The organism is Anoxybacillus sp. PDR2 (genome assembly GCF_009834045.1).
GTDB classification, from domain to species: Bacteria; Bacillota; Bacilli; order Bacillales; family Anoxybacillaceae; genus Anoxybacteroides; species Anoxybacteroides rupiense.
Map to the genome: position 1 here is coordinate 2,336,575 of NZ_CP047158.1, position 16,784 is coordinate 2,353,358.

General features: G+C 38.6%; 15 protein-coding genes, 1 pseudogene and 1 CRISPR repeat array. Of the genes and pseudogenes, 2 read left to right on the forward strand and 14 right to left on the reverse strand.

The annotated features are described in order from the left end of the window. Positions 1-117 precede the first annotated feature (117 nt). The 3 genes and pseudogenes from GRQ40_RS11160 to GRQ40_RS11170 form a co-directional block, all read right to left on the reverse strand. A pseudogene (locus tag GRQ40_RS11160) lies at positions 118-401 on the reverse strand (nucleotidyltransferase domain-containing protein). Then, complete coding sequence (locus GRQ40_RS18555) at positions 382-552, reverse strand: nucleotidyltransferase substrate binding protein (RefSeq protein WP_311975603.1); 171 nt, start codon at positions 550-552, stop codon at positions 382-384. The pseudogene GRQ40_RS11160 and the gene GRQ40_RS18555 overlap by 20 nt, the downstream one beginning before the upstream one ends. 533 nt (positions 553-1,085) lie before the next feature. Continuing rightward, entirely contained in the window at positions 1,086-1,676 is a 591-nt protein-coding gene (locus tag GRQ40_RS11170; RefSeq protein WP_080862449.1) for a hypothetical protein, read from the reverse strand. A 19-nt stretch (positions 1,677-1,695) separates the two neighbouring features. Further along, positions 1,696-1,995: direct repeats of the CRISPR family, unit length 30 nt; unit sequence GTTTCAATCCCTCATAGTTAAGATAAAAAC. Positions 1,996-2,683: 688 nt separating this feature from the next. Between GRQ40_RS11170 and GRQ40_RS11175 the strand changes: the two genes are divergently transcribed. Beyond that, the gene (locus GRQ40_RS11175; protein ID WP_159720007.1) at positions 2,684-2,821 is read left to right on the forward strand and encodes a hypothetical protein; all 138 of its coding nucleotides are present in this window, start codon (positions 2,684-2,686) and stop codon (positions 2,819-2,821) included. 333 nt (positions 2,822-3,154) lie between these two features. Here the strand turns inward: GRQ40_RS11175 and GRQ40_RS11180 are convergent, their stop codons facing one another. Together GRQ40_RS11180 and GRQ40_RS11185 are read right to left on the reverse strand one after the other, a co-directional pair. Beyond that, positions 3,155-4,354: an iron-containing alcohol dehydrogenase gene (locus GRQ40_RS11180; RefSeq protein ID WP_159720008.1), complete on the reverse strand. Its 1,200-nt coding sequence runs from the start codon at positions 4,352-4,354 to the stop codon at positions 3,155-3,157. Positions 4,355-4,371: 17 nt separating this feature from the next. Further along, positions 4,372-5,220, reverse strand: a complete 849-nt coding sequence (locus GRQ40_RS11185) for an AhlS family quorum-quenching N-acyl homoserine lactonase (protein ID WP_159720009.1) — start codon at positions 5,218-5,220, stop codon at positions 4,372-4,374. A gap of 320 nt (positions 5,221-5,540) precedes the next feature. Here GRQ40_RS11185 and GRQ40_RS11190 point away from each other — a divergent pair, with 320 nt between their 5' ends. Then, a complete protein-coding gene (locus GRQ40_RS11190) occupies positions 5,541-7,238 on the forward strand; it encodes a sigma-54 interaction domain-containing protein (RefSeq protein WP_159720010.1) in 1,698 nt (565 codons plus the stop codon). 419 nt (positions 7,239-7,657) lie between these two features. Here the strand turns inward: GRQ40_RS11190 and GRQ40_RS11195 are convergent, their stop codons facing one another. From GRQ40_RS11195 to GRQ40_RS11230, 9 genes are all read right to left on the reverse strand, one after another. Continuing rightward, the gene (locus tag GRQ40_RS11195; RefSeq protein ID WP_159720011.1) at positions 7,658-7,963 is read right to left on the reverse strand and encodes a hypothetical protein; all 306 of its coding nucleotides are present in this window, start codon (positions 7,961-7,963) and stop codon (positions 7,658-7,660) included. Continuing rightward, positions 7,950-8,102 (reverse strand): hypothetical protein, encoded by a 153-nt coding sequence (locus GRQ40_RS11200; RefSeq protein WP_159720012.1) that lies wholly within the window; start codon positions 8,100-8,102, stop codon positions 7,950-7,952. Before GRQ40_RS11200 ends, GRQ40_RS11195 begins: the two co-directional genes overlap by 14 nt. A gap of 295 nt (positions 8,103-8,397) precedes the next feature. Continuing rightward, on the reverse strand, positions 8,398-8,616 hold the full coding sequence (locus GRQ40_RS18785; protein WP_338079027.1) for a DUF4411 family protein: 219 nt from the start codon (positions 8,614-8,616) through the stop codon (positions 8,398-8,400). 91 nt (positions 8,617-8,707) lie between these two features. Continuing rightward, positions 8,708-8,893, reverse strand: coding sequence for a DUF4411 family protein (locus GRQ40_RS18790; RefSeq protein WP_255458135.1), 186 nt, complete (start codon positions 8,891-8,893; stop codon positions 8,708-8,710). Positions 8,894-8,997: 104 nt separating this feature from the next. Then, positions 8,998-9,324 carry an ImmA/IrrE family metallo-endopeptidase gene (locus GRQ40_RS11210; RefSeq protein WP_236546284.1) on the reverse strand — a complete coding sequence of 109 codons (327 nt, stop codon included), beginning with the start codon at positions 9,322-9,324 and terminating at the stop codon, positions 8,998-9,000. 601 nt (positions 9,325-9,925) lie between these two features. Continuing rightward, positions 9,926-13,129, reverse strand: coding sequence for an AAA family ATPase (locus tag GRQ40_RS11215; RefSeq protein ID WP_159720013.1), 3,204 nt, complete (start codon positions 13,127-13,129; stop codon positions 9,926-9,928). Beyond that, positions 13,126-13,800 carry a hypothetical protein gene (locus GRQ40_RS11220; protein WP_111646432.1) on the reverse strand — a complete coding sequence of 225 codons (675 nt, stop codon included), beginning with the start codon at positions 13,798-13,800 and terminating at the stop codon, positions 13,126-13,128. Before GRQ40_RS11220 ends, GRQ40_RS11215 begins: the two co-directional genes overlap by 4 nt. Positions 13,801-13,804: 4 nt before the next feature. Then, a complete protein-coding gene (locus tag GRQ40_RS11225; RefSeq protein WP_201295994.1) occupies positions 13,805-15,220 on the reverse strand; it encodes a hypothetical protein in 1,416 nt (471 codons plus the stop codon). Continuing rightward, a complete protein-coding gene (locus GRQ40_RS11230; protein ID WP_159720015.1) occupies positions 15,205-16,527 on the reverse strand; it encodes a DUF7281 domain-containing protein in 1,323 nt (440 codons plus the stop codon). The genes GRQ40_RS11225 and GRQ40_RS11230 overlap by 16 nt, the downstream gene beginning before the upstream one ends. Positions 16,528-16,784 lie beyond the last annotated feature (257 nt).

The window sequence follows — 16,784 nt, forward strand, 5'->3', positions numbered from 1 at the left end:
CTCGCTCAACAGTGCGTCAGGCATGTGAACGGTTGGAAGCAGCTTGCCGACACCAATGCCATTGGCGGTAAAAAGAGAATGGGCAGCCGGTGGCAATCCGTCTGCTTAACACACCTTTCATTTTTCATAAATCACCATTCCATCGCGTTCGATTTGCCGCTCGATTTCTTGGTTCAATGAATCACAAGACAGCACGTCGCACGAATATATGCCAACAATGTCGTCAATATCACTGATCACTTTCCACTTTTGCTTTCCCGTATAATCAATGCACAGATCGATATCGGAATGATGCCGCGCCGTATTTTTTGCGCGCGAGCCAAATAAAATATCTCTTTCTCGCTTTGAACATACGCGATCAGACGCTCAAAAACATTTTTGTTAATTCCATGCGTCACGATCGATCACTTCTTCTTTAATGTTTTGCAACAATGCTTCGATTTGCTGAACGTACTCATCAACAATTTTTTGTTTGATCTGTTCATCATCCTCTTCATTATATACATGAGCCGTTACATTGCGCGAACTTAATATATCGTTCCATATATCGATATTTCAATCCAGCCTTCCTTGAAAGCTTGCCGATAGCACGCTCTTGGGCTGTGTAACTCCAAACCGGACGCCTTGAAAATTTTCGACAGCAGCTTCCAAAGCTGATCTTCGAGAATTTCATATTTTTTACGATTGAATCTCGATATACTTCTTTCATTAATTCATCTTCCGCTGCCACTTGTTGGGAAGCGGAAATGACGTTCTTTAAATGCAGCAATAAGCGAAACGCATATTGATATGATAGAACGATCCTTGTCAAATAAGTCGCTCATCAAGGACCTCCTTTTATAGCATTATATTTCACCCGTGGTGCTAGTTGAGTTTTAACACTCAACTAGCATCACGAGTACTCGATCATCATTTAACAGACTTTACCGAGTTCACAAAAACCATTGTTTTGAGCAAATAGGGGGGCTAACACGCATTGTCTGTATTCCCTTATTCCATCTATTTCCTTAAAAACAAAATGATAGCATATTACAAATTTTTGAGAGCAAAGGGGCGCACAGGCGACGAGAGAGAGCTCTTTATGATTATGATTTTTGCAAGCATGTTACTTCAACAGAACGAGCTTCCAATAACTCGGTGATGTCTTGCCTTTCTTGGCCATTCACGATCGTAACACGATGCATCAATTTTTTCCCTTCCCTATCGTACAGCCACATCGCATAAGTGGTTTCATTCGTCTCTAACAAACCATAATAACGATGAAAAATATCGATAGGTTCAAATGAAACTTGTTTAATTACATCCCAACGGTACAGCTTATCTCCACAAATTCCATTCTCACAAATCTCAAAAGAATCAAATAAGTTCAAATAAATAAAAGGCATCAATGCCCAATATAAAAATGGGAAAACGGAGGAAACATTTCCCGTATGAAAGATGAGCATCATCACGACCAAAGGAAGAACGATTCCTAACATAAAAAATAGGCCCTTCATATTTTTTTGAGCAAAACTTAAAGTTCTGATGCGATACCGATTTCTTGAAGCGGTATCTTCCATCGTAGGCAAGAGAACCTTTCCTTTTTTTCGCTCGGTTTCTACAAAGCGAATCAAAAGGTTTAAAAAAATCACAATATATAGCGTACAAAACAACGCAACGATGATCTCCGGAACCACATTCTCCCCTCCTTATTTTGTTTTAATTCCGTATAGTTAAGATAAAAACGAGTTCGTTCTTGAGGTGAGTGACACAGGATTAGACGGGTTTCAATCCCTCATAGTTAAGATAAAAACATGATTGGTGAAATGGTGAAGATGTTTGCGGAAGAGGAGTTTCAATCCCTCATAGTTAAGATAAAAACACATAGAGGAAAGCAAATTATATGACTGCCAACTGAGTTTCAATCCCTCATAGTTAAGATAAAAACATAATTTCGCTCCATTGAGTGACCGCATACCTCACATTGTTTCAATCCCTCATAGTTAAGATAAAAACCCCAAAAAATCGTTGTTACATAAGTATTTGGTTTAAAATGGTTACTAGGTTATTTTTATTTTAGCTCAAGGACTATGTGTTTTCAATCCTTTGATGGGCATGGTCGCTGGTGATGGGAGAGTGTCGTCGATCCCCCGGGATTTTTGCACGATTGGAGGTCGACGACATTAGTTTCTCTCCTTAAGCCGATTTTCTTAGTAAATAGTTATTACTAGTTCCCCTCGCCCGCTTTCCACACTTTTCAACCGCTTTTCCATCCTATTTAATCGCTTTCCGATTTTCGAATTTCCTTCCTGAAAATGAAGTTTGTGAAAACATGATTTCGAGCAAATACTAGATAATGGTTAATAATCGGTGGAGAGTTTACAAACCATTTATAATCATTCTTTCACTATCAACCATGCTACACAACCGCTTTCGCCCCATCATTCCCCCCTGTTTCTTGTAATATCGTTTACATAAACCAATTATATTAGTAGTTTTCTAAATGATACGTTTTTGAACATAAAATGAATTTTGGGCATTTTGTTCATAAAAACAAAGGATATCCTGATCATGAGCCACGGAAGTTGCATCCTCATTATACACTAACAAATTCCTCTTTAACAAAACATTTACAATCTATTGATGTACGATTAATGAAAGCTTCCTATAATAACGATAAATCTTATATTAGGGGGAGAGAAGCGTGAGTGTTGTGCTAAGTCAAAAGATGGTGAGCATTGTGCTTGTCGGCTCGCTGGCCGTAGAATCGGTTGCAGTTGCGGCACGTGACGAGGAAAAAAGCAAGAAAAGGCACCTGTCAAAAACGGCACCATTATGGTAATGGAAACAAAACGGCCAAATTGCCAGCCAACCAAAACATGATGACGATCGGCAATAAAACGTACGAGCTCCAAGGACTGAACATCTATATGACCGAGCGCTTCTGGGTGACAAAGAAAGCCGTTTCCCTCTTCCCAAAAGCGAGATAAACAGAAACGGAGTGGATAGCGCTAGGAACTAGACAGCCCCTTAATTTCTTTATGAAAGGATAAGATATAAATTCTGCAAAAAAGTCCAGACGCTGAGTCTGAACTTTTTTTGAGATATGGTAGAACGTTAAGCGGGACCTCTCTACGGGCTCTTGCAGCTAGAGATCCTAGAAAACGTTCTATATTCATGATTTTTCCATTTTTCGTTTTGGCTCCGTCACTCTACCAATAAAAGCGGATTGATAAATGTTTCTAATATCTTCTTCCAGCAGCGGCAAAGGACTTCGCGCTAATAGTCTTTTTTGCTGAATGGCATCTTGAGTTAAGCTTTCCAACGCTGTTTCAGGTATATGAAAACCGCCCAGCGTATTCGGAATGCCTACCTCTTTCACTAGTCTCTCAAGCTCTTCCACACAGCGATAAGAAGCTTCCTCCTCAGAGAGATAAGCGGAATTCCCTCCTAAAGCATTCAAAATATCGGCCATTCGTTTTGTGCAGCTTTGGCGAATGTATCCCATTACATACGGCAATAACACAGCGTTGGATTCTCCATGCGAAATATGAAATTGTCCGCCTAAAGGATAGGCAAGGGCATGGACACCGGCCACCCCCGCATGAAAGAAAGCGAGTCCTGCTAAATAGCTGCCATTGCTCATGTCGATCCGAGCTTGTTTATCGTTTCCGTCTGCGACCGCTTTTCGCAAAGACCGTCCAATCAATCGTATCGCTTGAAGAGCCAAGCCATCTGTTGTTGGACTGGCATGGACAGACACATAAGCCTCCACCGCATGGGTTAGTGCATCAATACCGGTAGCCGCTGTGACGCGAGGAGGCACAGTAACGGTCAATGCTGGATCGACAATGGCTACATCCGCTAAAAGATAATCATGCGTCACTACATCTTTCGTCGTTTCCAAAGAAAGAACGGAAATATTGGTCACCTCCGAACCGGTCCCTGAGGTAGTCGGAATCAAAATTTTCGGCAACCCTTTTTGCTGGACGGTTTTGGTGCCGGTCAAGTTTAAATAATCAGCAACAGTCCCCTCGTGTACAGCCAAAACAGCCGCTAATTTTGCTAAATCTAATGAGCTTCCCCCGCCGATTCCGATCACCATATCAAACTTGCCTTGGCGCGTCATAGAAACGAGCTTCTCTCCTACTTCTAACGGCGGCTCTGGAACGACATCTGTGTATCGCTCCACCTCGTATCCTTGTTGGATCAAAGGACCTGTTACTCGTTGAATGAAGCCGATTTTCTCAAGTGCAGGATCTGTGACGACAAGAATCCTCTTCGGCGAAAAACGCCTGACCTCCGGAAGCAATTGCTCCAACGCTCCCCATCCGACATAACTAAGGGATGCAAAAGCCAGCCTAGCAACACTCATGATCTTCTTCCCCTTCTTTATTCGTAGAATCCCTCAGTGGATTTACGAAATTGTTTAAATTGCTCAGAGTCATGTCCAAACCAAACTTGTGAATGGGTTTCCTTCGCTATTCGCCGGATTTTTTCAACGGTATTCATATAACCGAGAGAATCGTAAATAATGCCAGGCGGCTTAATCGGCGGACCATAACTTTCCGCCGTATAAACAGCATCAGAAGCAAGAATAATGCCGCCTGTTTCCGGCAATTCTACATGCAACCCAAGCATCCCCCATGCATGTCCGCTCTCAAAATTAAGCACCCTGATCCCTTCCGCCAGTAAAAGATGATCTTCATGCCGCTTTATGGTGTGCCATTGCAGATGATTTTTAATCCAAGCATCAATATCAGCCCAAATGTATGCCCCTTCTTTCTGATTGCGCGCATAACATTGGAGTGTACCATTTAGCTCATCCTCATGCACAATAATCGTCGCGTTCGTAAACATTTCTAAACATCCGGCATGATCAAGATGAAGATGTGAGGCAACTACAAACTTAATATCTTCCGGCCTCACTTTTAATTGCTCTAGCCGATTATGAAGATGGCACTCTTCGCTCGCCGTCCATGGAAACATTTGCTGCGTCGATTCCGCCCAACGCCCTTGAGGTCCCATTGAATTGGGATTGCAAGCGGTATCAAAAAGAATTTTGCCTTCTGGATGATCGATTAACACCGTATAAATGGGAAATTCCACAAATTCTGTTGGCGCGTGAGGATTGTGAATCGTCGCTGGATTATGCATGGCGATCATCCAGTTTTTATCCATTCTCATCCTTCCGTTATCCATCACATACAATTTAGGATGCGCTTTCACCATATTCGCCATCAAAATTCCTCCTTCATCTTTTTGATTCTCTCGAATTAAATGAGCGATTTTTCAAACCAGCGCTTACTTTCTATGGAAAGAGGCATCGTTCATGGCATTTGCTTCCCTCCTCTCTTACTCATTTTTATTACAAGCAAATATCGTGCCAAAGCTAGAAAAGATAGCGAAAAGGCAAACGGGATGGAAATAGAAATGAGGAAAAGGTGAAAAAAATCACCAATAAAAAGGAGAAGCTTAAATATGAACCGAATAAAGGAATTATGATATTTTTCACCACATGGTGAATGAATTCACCATCTATAAAAATATGGAGGGCTTATATGAAACAAAAAATCATAGATTCTCATATATGGGAAAGCATTTTTTCATCTATCCATAACGGGGTCATTGTTGTTGATCGCCACAAGAAAATTTTGCTTATCAACTCCTCTGCGAAAAAACTTCTCCAGATCGAAAACCAACATTGGGAAGGGAAAGATATTCGGGAGCTCATCCCAACCACACGGCTTCCCTATGTGTTAGAGAGCGAAACAAGCTCAATTGGAGTAAAAATGAACATAGCGGGCCGCCAATGCCTTGTCAATCGAACTCCTGTGTACCAAAATGGCGAATTGGCCGGAGCCATCAGCGTCCTCCAAGATATATCCGAAATAGAGCACTACCATTCTCTTTTTAAGCAAATGGAAACCATTATTGAATTTTCAACAGATGGAATCTATGTGGTGGATAAGGAAGGAAGAACATTAATGGTCAACTCCGCCTATGAGGAAATCACAGGCTTCCGTAGAGAAGAACTGATAGGCAATCATATGGAGGACCTTGTTAAGAAAGGATATTTTGATCAGTCTGTCTCTCTTCTTGTGTTAAGAGAGAAAAAGCGCATCTCGATTTTGCAAAAAATAGGTGGAAAAAAGGATGTCATCGTCACGGGAAATCCTGTATTTGATCAACAAGGCGAGATCGAGATGGTGGTAACAAGCGTCAGAGACATCTCCCATCTTATTCAAATGAAAGCCGAATTGAAAAAAGCCAAAAGCTTTTTTAAAATGGGGCATCATCGGTATACGTTCTCGATCGATGGTTCAGAAGAAAAAATGGTGTTTCTAAGCGATTCTATGAAGGGAATTTTCGAAAAAGTAAAACAGGTCGCCCCCTATCCTACGAGCGTTCTGTTAACGGGCCCATCTGGTGTCGGAAAGGAAGTAATCGCCAATCTTATCCATCATTTAAGCGATCGGAAAGACAAACCGTTTATCAAGATAAACTGCGGGGCGATTCCGGAGCCGCTGCTAGAATCAGAACTATTTGGCTATGAGAAAGGAGCGTTTACAGGGGCGCGAAAAGAAGGAAAAATCGGTTTATTAGAATTAGCAGACCAAGGAACCATTATGCTTGATGAAATAGGCGAAATGCCATTATCTTTGCAGGTAAAGCTGCTTCGCGTTTTGCAAGAAAAACAAATTCAAAGAATCGGCAGCCATCAAGTGAAAAACCTAGATATTCGAATTATTTCGGCCACCAATCAAGATGTAAGGAAGCTAATTTCCCAAGGAACATTTCGCGAAGATTTATACTATCGGCTGCAAGTCGTCGAAATTCATATTCCGCCATTGGCTGAGCGCCCAGAAGATATCGAGCCGCTCTTGGATCATTTTTTCTCTTTCTATTGCAAGCTATATCGCATAAACAAATCCTTATCCCCTGATACAAAAAGCATTTTAAAGCATTATCATTGGCCGGGGAATGTGAGAGAATTAAAAAACTTGATCGAAAGCATGATCGTTTCCGTACCATCACAGTCAATCGAACCGCACGACCTGCCGCCGCATATTGATGAGCGACCACATACAGAGACTTCTCTCACACTGAAACAACGGGTCGAACAGTTTGAAAAACGAATCATTGGCGAAGCAATTCAAAAGCACCCTTCCATTCGAAAAGCAGCGGAACAATTAGGAGTAGATCATTCGACTCTTGTAAAAAAATTAAAAAAGTGGAATATGAACCTCCATCAATAAAAACCGTGCCAGGTGCCATGTTTAACATCAATAAAAAATAAGCTTTTATTTGAAAGTTTAATTGGTTCTTTTTACTTATGCTCCCACCTCTCTTTGGAAACATTTCCACCATGATAACCTATTAGCCAAAAAAAGGGGAGGGAGACAAAAATAAAAAGCCACCATTAAGATGACCTTAATAATCTCTATTTTTTCCTGTTGTATAGTAAACATTTGCAATATTGGAAAGTTGTGATCTTTGATTAAATATATTTTCAGCCAACCTTTTATCTACAGTTAAAAAACTTATACCGTATAAATTAGCAATGGAGGAATTAACGGCATCTGCTGAACCTAATTCTTTATATAATGAAATTTGTTTAATAACACTTTCTTTATTTCCATCTAATATTGAAATAACTTCCTTTTCTATTAGCTCTTTAATACCATAGTAATGGTTTTTTCATATCTGAATTTGTAAAAATATTTTTTTCTCCGGAAAAATCAAGGTATTTTTTTAGAGGAGTAGATGCTAAATATGTTATTTCATTTACTATAGTTGGATTAATGTATAAAAATAAATTTTTTTCATTATGTAATGCATACTTATCAAACAATCGTTTTACAGTTGAATGATAAGCATCATATTGATTATAAAAAGCGAGCCATACTCCTGTATCAATAAGAATATCTTCTCCTTCTGAAAACCCTTGAAATTCTGGATGATTAAAATCAATGATTCTCATACTTCCACCAATGGTGAACATCATTCATATCTATTTTTGAAGAAGCGCTGCCCATATGCTTCTTTAGTAATTCTTTTTTATTTTTGGTTAATCCTTTATTTTTAGATTTATCGATTTTTTTTATAGTAGTAGCATTCATTTTGTTTTCCTCCCCTCTACACATACATACACCTCCCTAGAGATGTATTGTATGCGAATCCTAATAGAATTACACCATATATTTCTTAATTTTCGAAGGTTTTTTGTTTTATAAACGAAGGGAGAAGTTAATCCCCATCAAACGCATTGCTACATTTTGGGGCATGCCTGTGGATCGAGCCTTTAAAAGTAGACATGTATAAATTTTGGGAAAATGTTTGTACATAGAATAAAAAGGAGCGGATCAATCATGTTATTATTTTTACAAATACCCACATATGGAGAAAAGATCAGCATTAAACTAAAAATTTAACACCTAAGCGCTGCGGCATACCAAAGGTATTCGTATAGGATATGTTGAAGGCACGGCAAACATTGGGAAAGAGAATTCTCCTTTTGGAATTGCGATCAGTCACGATTGTAAAATGATATGTTTTGGCGAACGCGATGAGCCAGCTATCCGCCGCGCTTGCAAACTCGTTTTTTGCTGTATCAAGATTGGTCTTGCTGAACAGCCCACGTTACCATGTCTCAATATGTGTTAATAACCTTCGGCTTATGAGTCGGCTCGAACCATTCGGCAAAATGTTCATTAGCCCACTTGCTTCATTCGTCCTCTTTATGCAAACGATTCATTTCCTGTTTCACGCGGTCAATGCTAATGACATGGCCGTTTTCGGCGTGTTGAATCACGGTGTTCCAAAAGGAAGGAGCGATATCAAAAGAATAATACCTTGTATAAGCTTCAATAAAAACGTTTGTATCGATCACAAACTTATGGCTAGAGCTCATACAGATCTCCCCGCACCGACATATTCGGCAAAACGGCGGACAATGCGCATATTGGGAGTGGCGTAAAAGTTGCTTTCGCCTTTCATTTTCATTTCTTCCACTTCTTATCGAAGCGGTTTGACATACGCCTCATAAAACGAAAAGAACTCTTCTTTTGTAATGAGGTTTAAGTCCAGCGTTCTGCGAGCGGCCCCCGATTTCACTGAGTTTAAAATAGCGGGCAATTTCGTACAATGTACCGGACACGCTTGAAGCACTTCGTCTTCAGGGGCAAGAAACTCCGCCGCGGCTTGATTGCACACACTTTCAATTTCAATATCAGCAGGTTGAAGATTGGCTAAATCGAACACAGCGCTCGCCCCATACCAAACATGGGCAAACTCGCGAGCCAATATAAACATTTGCGCGGCTTTCCCATCTCTTCCATTCACAAATATATTTCATCCACGCATCCATAAAGGATGTGACTGAGGAAGCTGTATATGAAGCATTGGCGGAAAACTCGCCAAGGTCTGTAAACACAAACACATCCATCTTACTTATTTTTCTATCTTTCGTCTCTTTTTCGGAAGCTCGGTGCTTTCCGTATTGCACATCGACGAAATGAAAATGAAGATGGCAGACGCGGTTTTATCACAAAAAGAAAAGGAGTCTTATTGCCTTTAGCTTATTACAAGACTCCTGTGTTTGTAATTCTTCCAATCTTATACATTTTTCAAAACGTGTTGTTTTTTTAAGCTATACAAGTTCAGAGTGAAAAATCGACATCAATAAAGCGTTTAAGTTAGGGAAAAGAGCAGTTGCACTGTTTTATATATGCTGGAAATTCAAACTGTATTCATTATACACAGATTAAAAAAATACTGTTAGAAAACATATCAAAAAATGTTTTTTCGGCTTCTTCATAACAGCTACAATAATTCAGATATTAACATTCATATAGGTAGGAAGGTTCAAATTTTTATTTTGACTTTATGATTTATGTTGGAGGTGAAAAAGCTTTGATTTTGATAAAAAGCTTTTACTCATCAGTTAATCCTTTTTTACAACTCCAACTACTCGGCTTTCTGGTATGGTTGGATTATGCCGAACGATAAAAGCTTTGGAAAATCGATTTAAATATGTTTCTTCATGAGATTTAGGAGTAAGGATAATAAGTTTCCTTTTTAACTCCTGCGCATATAGATCGAATACTTTTATCTTACGGTTCTCGTCCAATGCGCTGTCAAATTCGTCTAAGACAATGAATCCTGGAGCAGTTCTTAAATTTTGTAATAACGCAAGGGCAAACAGAAGAGAACTGAGCGACTCTTCGCCACCTGATACACCTTTTCCGACTTTTCCACCACGTGCTTTTGTACTGACGTCTTCCATCGTGCCGCGATGACCTTCTTTTCTTGCTTTAATATACAAATTAAAGTGAGTTCGCTGCTTTCGATCTTCAAACGTCTGCCAGCTAATTTCACCTTCAAATTGAAATTGGCTCATGTATGACTTAAAACGTTGTTGCAGCTCAAGAACCCGCATATTAATAGTTGTTTCAAGTTTATCTCTCAATTGTTCAGTACGTTCAATATCTTGTTCGAGTAAAATTTTTGTCCGTTTATATTCGTCTTCTAAACGATCATATTCCTGCTTGGCTGTTTTATAATTTTCTGGCGCGGCAATATCAATATTTTCTTCGTTCCGCGCTTGGTTAAATATAACTTTTCCATTTTCACAATTTTGCTTTAACTGGTGAACAGATAAAACGTTTTCTGTTATTTCCATAGCGACAACTTCCTGATAAACAGCTGGAATTAAATTTTGTAAGTCATTTAACTCTTGAATGATTTGGACAAGTTCTTGTTTTATTGTTTCAATCCGGTCGCTATAATTATCTTTTTGCTTTGTGATTGAATGAATCTTTCGTTCATCAGCTTCAATCATGTCATCTAAATCTTGGATCGCTCGGTCAGTTTCTTTAATTTTATACCGTGTCTGTTCTAAATCATTTTCCAGTTCTGCAACCGTATTTTTATGTGTTTTTAAAAGTTTTTTTTGAAAAGCCAATTGACTCTTATGTTCATTTAATTCTTCATATTTTTCTTTCATTTTTCCAAGCTCTTCGTATATAGCCGCTTCTTCCTGCAATTTTTTCTTAAACTCATCTTGTTGGATTTGCAGACGTATTAACCCCTCTTTTTTCTTTTCTAATGCTTGTTTTTCTCTTTCTATTTTGTTTCGATTTTCTACTTCCTCTTGATATTTCTTTTTGCGCATGGTCCGCTCAAGCTCGTTCGTCATAAACGCCTCTGATTCGCGAATTTGCTGTATTATCCCGTTTAGCTGCTGAATCATTTTTGTACCATTTTCAATTTCATGCTCTATTTGCAAAATTTGCTGATTCATTTTATCAATTTGCTGCTTTACCTCCTGCTTTCGGACGGCTATTGCCCTTGCGCTTAAAATAAACCGTTCTTTTTCTTGTGGACCGCGAATCCCCATTGGATCGACCAACATGCCATTTTTTATCGTAAACGTTCCGCCTTTAAAAAACTGCTCTACCCACCAAAGAGCCTTCATTGCATGCGGTATCTCTGCCTCAGAAAGCCCCTTTTTTATGCGCAAATGAAGATGCGGTAATTCCATAACAGGACGGTCGGGAATCACTTTCATAAGAGGAACATGGTACAAATCATTTGGCGGCTCAATATGTTTCTCATTAAAAAAGATTGTATATTTAATCGTATTAAAAATCTGTTCATCTTTTAATTTTGCACTTTCATCCAGTTCAATCAATTCACGAAGAGGATATGCTTTAATTTGTCGGGCACGGAAAAATTTCAACGACTCCATTTGCCGTGCGGACAAGTCACGATTTTCTTCAAGCAATCGAAGTTCATCTTGTAACTCTTGTAACGTGCGCGTCATCTTAAGCTTTTTATCTTTTCGATTTTCTACTTCTTTTTCCAATGAATCAATCTTTTCCTGCACGGAGTAGCTGCTCTTATATTCGCGCAATCTTTCGGCATGTTTCGCTTCTAATTTTTCATCTGTTTCGATTTGTTGGTTCAAGTCCGCAATGATCTGCACTTTTTCTTGCCAAGTGTTACTTAACTCTTCCAATTTTAATGAGGTATTTTCGAATTCGTTGTTTGTTTTGGTTTGTTCTTCCGTGAGTTGCCGTAACGCTGCTTTTACTTCCTCTTCGGAACGGGTAATTTGATTTTTCTTCAAAGTAATTTCTTCTAATTCGTTTTCAAGGTTTTCAATCCGTTCTTCAATCTTTTTAATAGATTGACTGATTTCTCGAGACTTCTCGTATTTTTCGTTCATTAGTAAATTCAGTTGTTCTTCGTTGCTCCTTAAAGCTGTTAAATACTCTTTTTTCTGCTCCTTTTCGCTTTTTTGAAAAGCTTGCTCCGCTTTTGCGTCTTCAATTTCTCCCATCAGTTGCTGAACAAGCTCCTCGAGCGTTTCTTTCTCTTTTTTATAGTGAACCTCTAACTGTAAAAGGGATTCGATATACAGCTTAGCTCCATTATGCAACCGTTTTTGGTTATCTAAAAAGCGGTCTAATGCTGCTTTTTTCATTGCCACCTCTGCTTTCATCCCTTTTACGTTCCATTCAGCTACTCTCAATGTTTCTGCTGTTTCCTTCATTTTTTCCATGCTCTCTTCCCAGTCTTTCTGGATTTTGTCAATGCCGTGCATTTCACTGAAAATGCGAAAACGTTCCTCTGGATTCATCACAGCAAATTGATTGACTTCCTGTTGGTACCAAATGAGATAAAAGAGATCAGGATCAATTTTATATTTGTACTGTAAATCTTTTTTATAAGTGGAAAAATTATAATAACGATCACCGGATGTATATTTAATCGTTTCTTCCCACTTGTCGATTGCTTCGCCGGTTGAAATCGAAAATTCTTTTTTTATCGGCTGTCCCGGTTCTTGGACTATTTTTAATGAAAACTCAATAAACGTTGGAGCATCTATTTTCATTAAACCGTCATTCTTAAAAAGAAATGAAATACGCGCTTTCCATGTTTGATCGGATGAGAGATTTCGGGATTTCAATCCTTCCATATCAACTTTGGACGAATATAACACAGCACCCATACAAAACGTAATCGTTGATTTTCCAGCACCATTCGGACCTGTTATAATGACGTGTTCGTCAATTCCCGATAAATCCAATAAGGTCGGCGGATAGTCGCGAATTCCTGAAAAAGTAAGTCGCCACGGAATCATTCTCCTTCTCCCTTCTGGTAAAGGTTATACCGCTTGAAAAATTTCAAAACCTCTTCTTTGCTTAATTGGTTCGATTGACTAAATTCCGTTGCTCGACGCAGAAAAGAATCGGAAAACATATGAACACCAATAGCAGTAAGTTGATATGCCTTCTCTTGGGAATTCGTATCATATTCTTCAATCGCCCCAATCTTTTTAAGCGGATCGATGTTGGCCAAAATACGTTGATTAGCTTTCGTTGTTTCATGTCCAAAAGCGTTCAGTAATTGGTCAAACAGCGTAAATTCATGCTGTAAAACTTCCTGGTGGTAAAACATGTACAAAAGAATCGCAAGGCTTTCTTTCGTTAACGTATTTCGGGCTGCCCGAGCCGGTACTCTCATTAACGCGACTACTTGATCACGACGTTCATCATAAATCACTTTAAAATAACGGCTTACAGCTTGATTGACCCTCGTTAAAAATGAAAAAAATTTGTCATTATCCCCTTGGATATGAAGCAATTTTTCTACTTCTTTTCTGGAAAGGCCAAAGTTCCCCGAACGAATGGAGGCAGAAGACGAAAAAAGTATGTTCATGAATGCTAACTCCTCTTGCTCCGATAAAATCCCTTTCAACGATTGCATAGCATTTAATGGATTGACATTCACATCATCATTGTATTTGTTCATTGAATCATTCTTCTTGTTCTCTCCGATGATTTCGTTTTCGGATGATATAGGATCCATCCTCATGGTTCATCCACTCCCATTTTCTCTCGTACTTTGGAAAATCTTTTTTTTGGTCTGGCTTTAACATGATAATTTTTTTAGTACCGACTAGAGCAGAAATCGCTGTCATTCCATTGATTACATCACTCCATTCAGAAGAAGTTGCCTCAATAATGACTTGTTCTATCGGGACTTCTTCATATTCTTCGAGATAGGTTTCAATCGCCTCGGTCTTTATCATCGTTTTCGTTAACAACCAGCTTGATTCTCTCATCAGTTCTTCTATTTTATCCTGAGATATTTCCTCTGATGAATAAAGGATTTCTTCCTCTATCTCATCGCTTGATTCCACTATAGGTTCATAGTTTTCCAAAAATTCAACCGCTTCACCAATAGCATATGGCGACAGGGGGACGGGAAATTTAATTGGAATCCATAAGCCGTCAATCTGCTCTTCTTCATACTGGCCCTGCTCCATAAAACTTAATAATTGATGGGCGTTCGGCACATCCGAATCGAGGGGAGGATCGAACATTTGAATAATAAATTCGCGCACTTTTTCCGGTCGAATAGTAGAGGATAACGGTGTTTTTTGCATATGGGTAAATTTCAAATATTTATTAATCATACCTAAGCTCAAGTTTGTTCCTTCTGCAAGAGCGGCTGTCCCTTTTTGCATTAAATCCGCTAGAACGAGACTATCCTCCAATGTTTGAAACTGACGAAAACGCTCTTGAAGCTTCAATTCTAAATCTTGCATTAAATGATGAATAAGTTCGAGCTGAGGAAGCGCATGACGATCAGCAAGCATCTCGAGTTCTCGCTCTTTCATTAATTGAATGGCATTTTCGACATTCCGGATCATACTGGCAATTTTATTTCCACCGGAGATTCCTTGATCATCATATGCTTCACTCAATTCAGCATCACGCCTAGCCTGAAACAAGGATCTTCCAATATCATCATGCATATAATAGGCTAACGAATCGTTAGCTAACCGAATCAATGCATCCATCATTCGTTTCCCTGTATCTCTCATCTTCAACTGACGAGATTGTTTAGAAATCCAGTTATATTTAACAAGAACATTGACAACCTTTTCGACTTTCTCCTTAGTTGGAGGTTCTGGATCATTATATCGGTTGCGATAACGATAATAAACGGTTTCCGCATTTTCAATCGGATCATCTAAACCAAGCGCTTCCTCATAGATTAATTGAATCACTCTTAAAAATCGAAGAATTTCACTAGGTGATTGGAAAGCGTTTTGTGAGCCTAAATCACTTAAAACTCCTGATAGTGAGGCAATATCCCTCATTGTTTGCAGCACTTCAGGGGCTGATTCATTTGCTTGAAAAATCGAGATTAATGATTGATCCATCTTTTCCAACTTTCTACATCCCCTAATATTTGTTCTTGTTCCAATTTATGATCTTTTAAGAATGCTGTCATGTATTTCTCGTACATTTCCCATTGTTCCATGATTCTATGGTCATGGGTAATCCATTTTAGTTTAAGAGAACGATGCGGTGAAATAACGGTATACAATTCTTTTGCAATTTGAAAACCATCCGAGTCATAATCTGTCCAAATCATGGTCTGTTGTATCGGACTGTTCTTTAACAGTTGATGAATACAATGTTTATGAGATGTTCTCAGATGTCCATCTACACACATGACAAGGGAGTTTGTTTCTTTAATAAAATCTCCTTCTGCATTCATTCTTGTTAATATTCCTCTATTTTCAACTAACCATAAAGTCGTTGCCTTCGTAGAATAATCATCTGCTGAAATGGATAAATCCGTTAATGCGTGAACGGGACCAAATTGATATGACGAATAGTTTCCAATGAGTTGTCCAGAAAAATAAAAAGGAGTAATATTTCCTAAGCTAGAAAGACCGAGGAGAGCTGCCGGACATTTTGTCCATTCTTCTAAATGTGTAATAAATTCTTGCTTATTTGAATCAAATTTCTTTGAACCGCCAATTTCTTTAAAATAGCTCGCTCCGATTTCTTTCCAGTCAAAATTTGTTTTTTGAAGACACAATTGTAAAAAAGCAACTACAAAATGAAGAAACTTCAATTTTTTTTGCAATGACCATTTTTCTGGAAATAAATATGATTCTTCTATTTCATAAAAGTCTAAATCAAGCACTTTATTTATAACTTCTATTAAGGAATTGAATCCCCTCTTTCTTTGGTAAGAAAACAACTCTATCTGGTCATCATTTATTTGAATCAATTTTGTCGTATTCTTCCATTCACGAAACTCCCGATCGATGGCATCTTTCTTTTGCTGAATACACTCCTGCTGGTATTGATACAACCGATATCCCATTCGATAATACATCGTCTTGATTGTTTTTTCATCTTTTTCAAAGCGAATCTCTTTCATAATCCATCCTTGCTCAAGCCATCTTAATGTTCTTTGAGCATGATCGTCGAGTTTCACTTTTTTTCGAGGTGTGAAATTTAAATCCTTTAAAGAATCATCTATCTTTACTGTTTCTTTTTTGTAAGGAGACAGGGTGAGTAATCCTACAACCCGGTAAGTTCTTTCCGTGCGTTTAACAATTTTTACATCTATAAATGGAGAAGATGTTTGGTCAATGCCTAATGTTTCAAGTTCCTCACCCTTTTTTAAAATATATTTTTGGATATAGTTAACCGTTGCCTGATCAATCAAAGCTATTCTCCTCTTTTTCCTTGAATTTATTGTCGATCATATAAGAACTTTAAAACATTCTATTACCATATTGGCAATAAGCTGTGACATGCTTTTGCTCTTCATATTAATACAGGAAAAATCAAATTTGGATTTATAATATTGGACTTTACACAAAACCTTTATGGTTATTTGAATAATGAGACAACACAGGCAGATTACTAATGAACCTCTTTCACCTACACTCCGTTTAGAGACGGGAGGGAGAATTCTCGGAA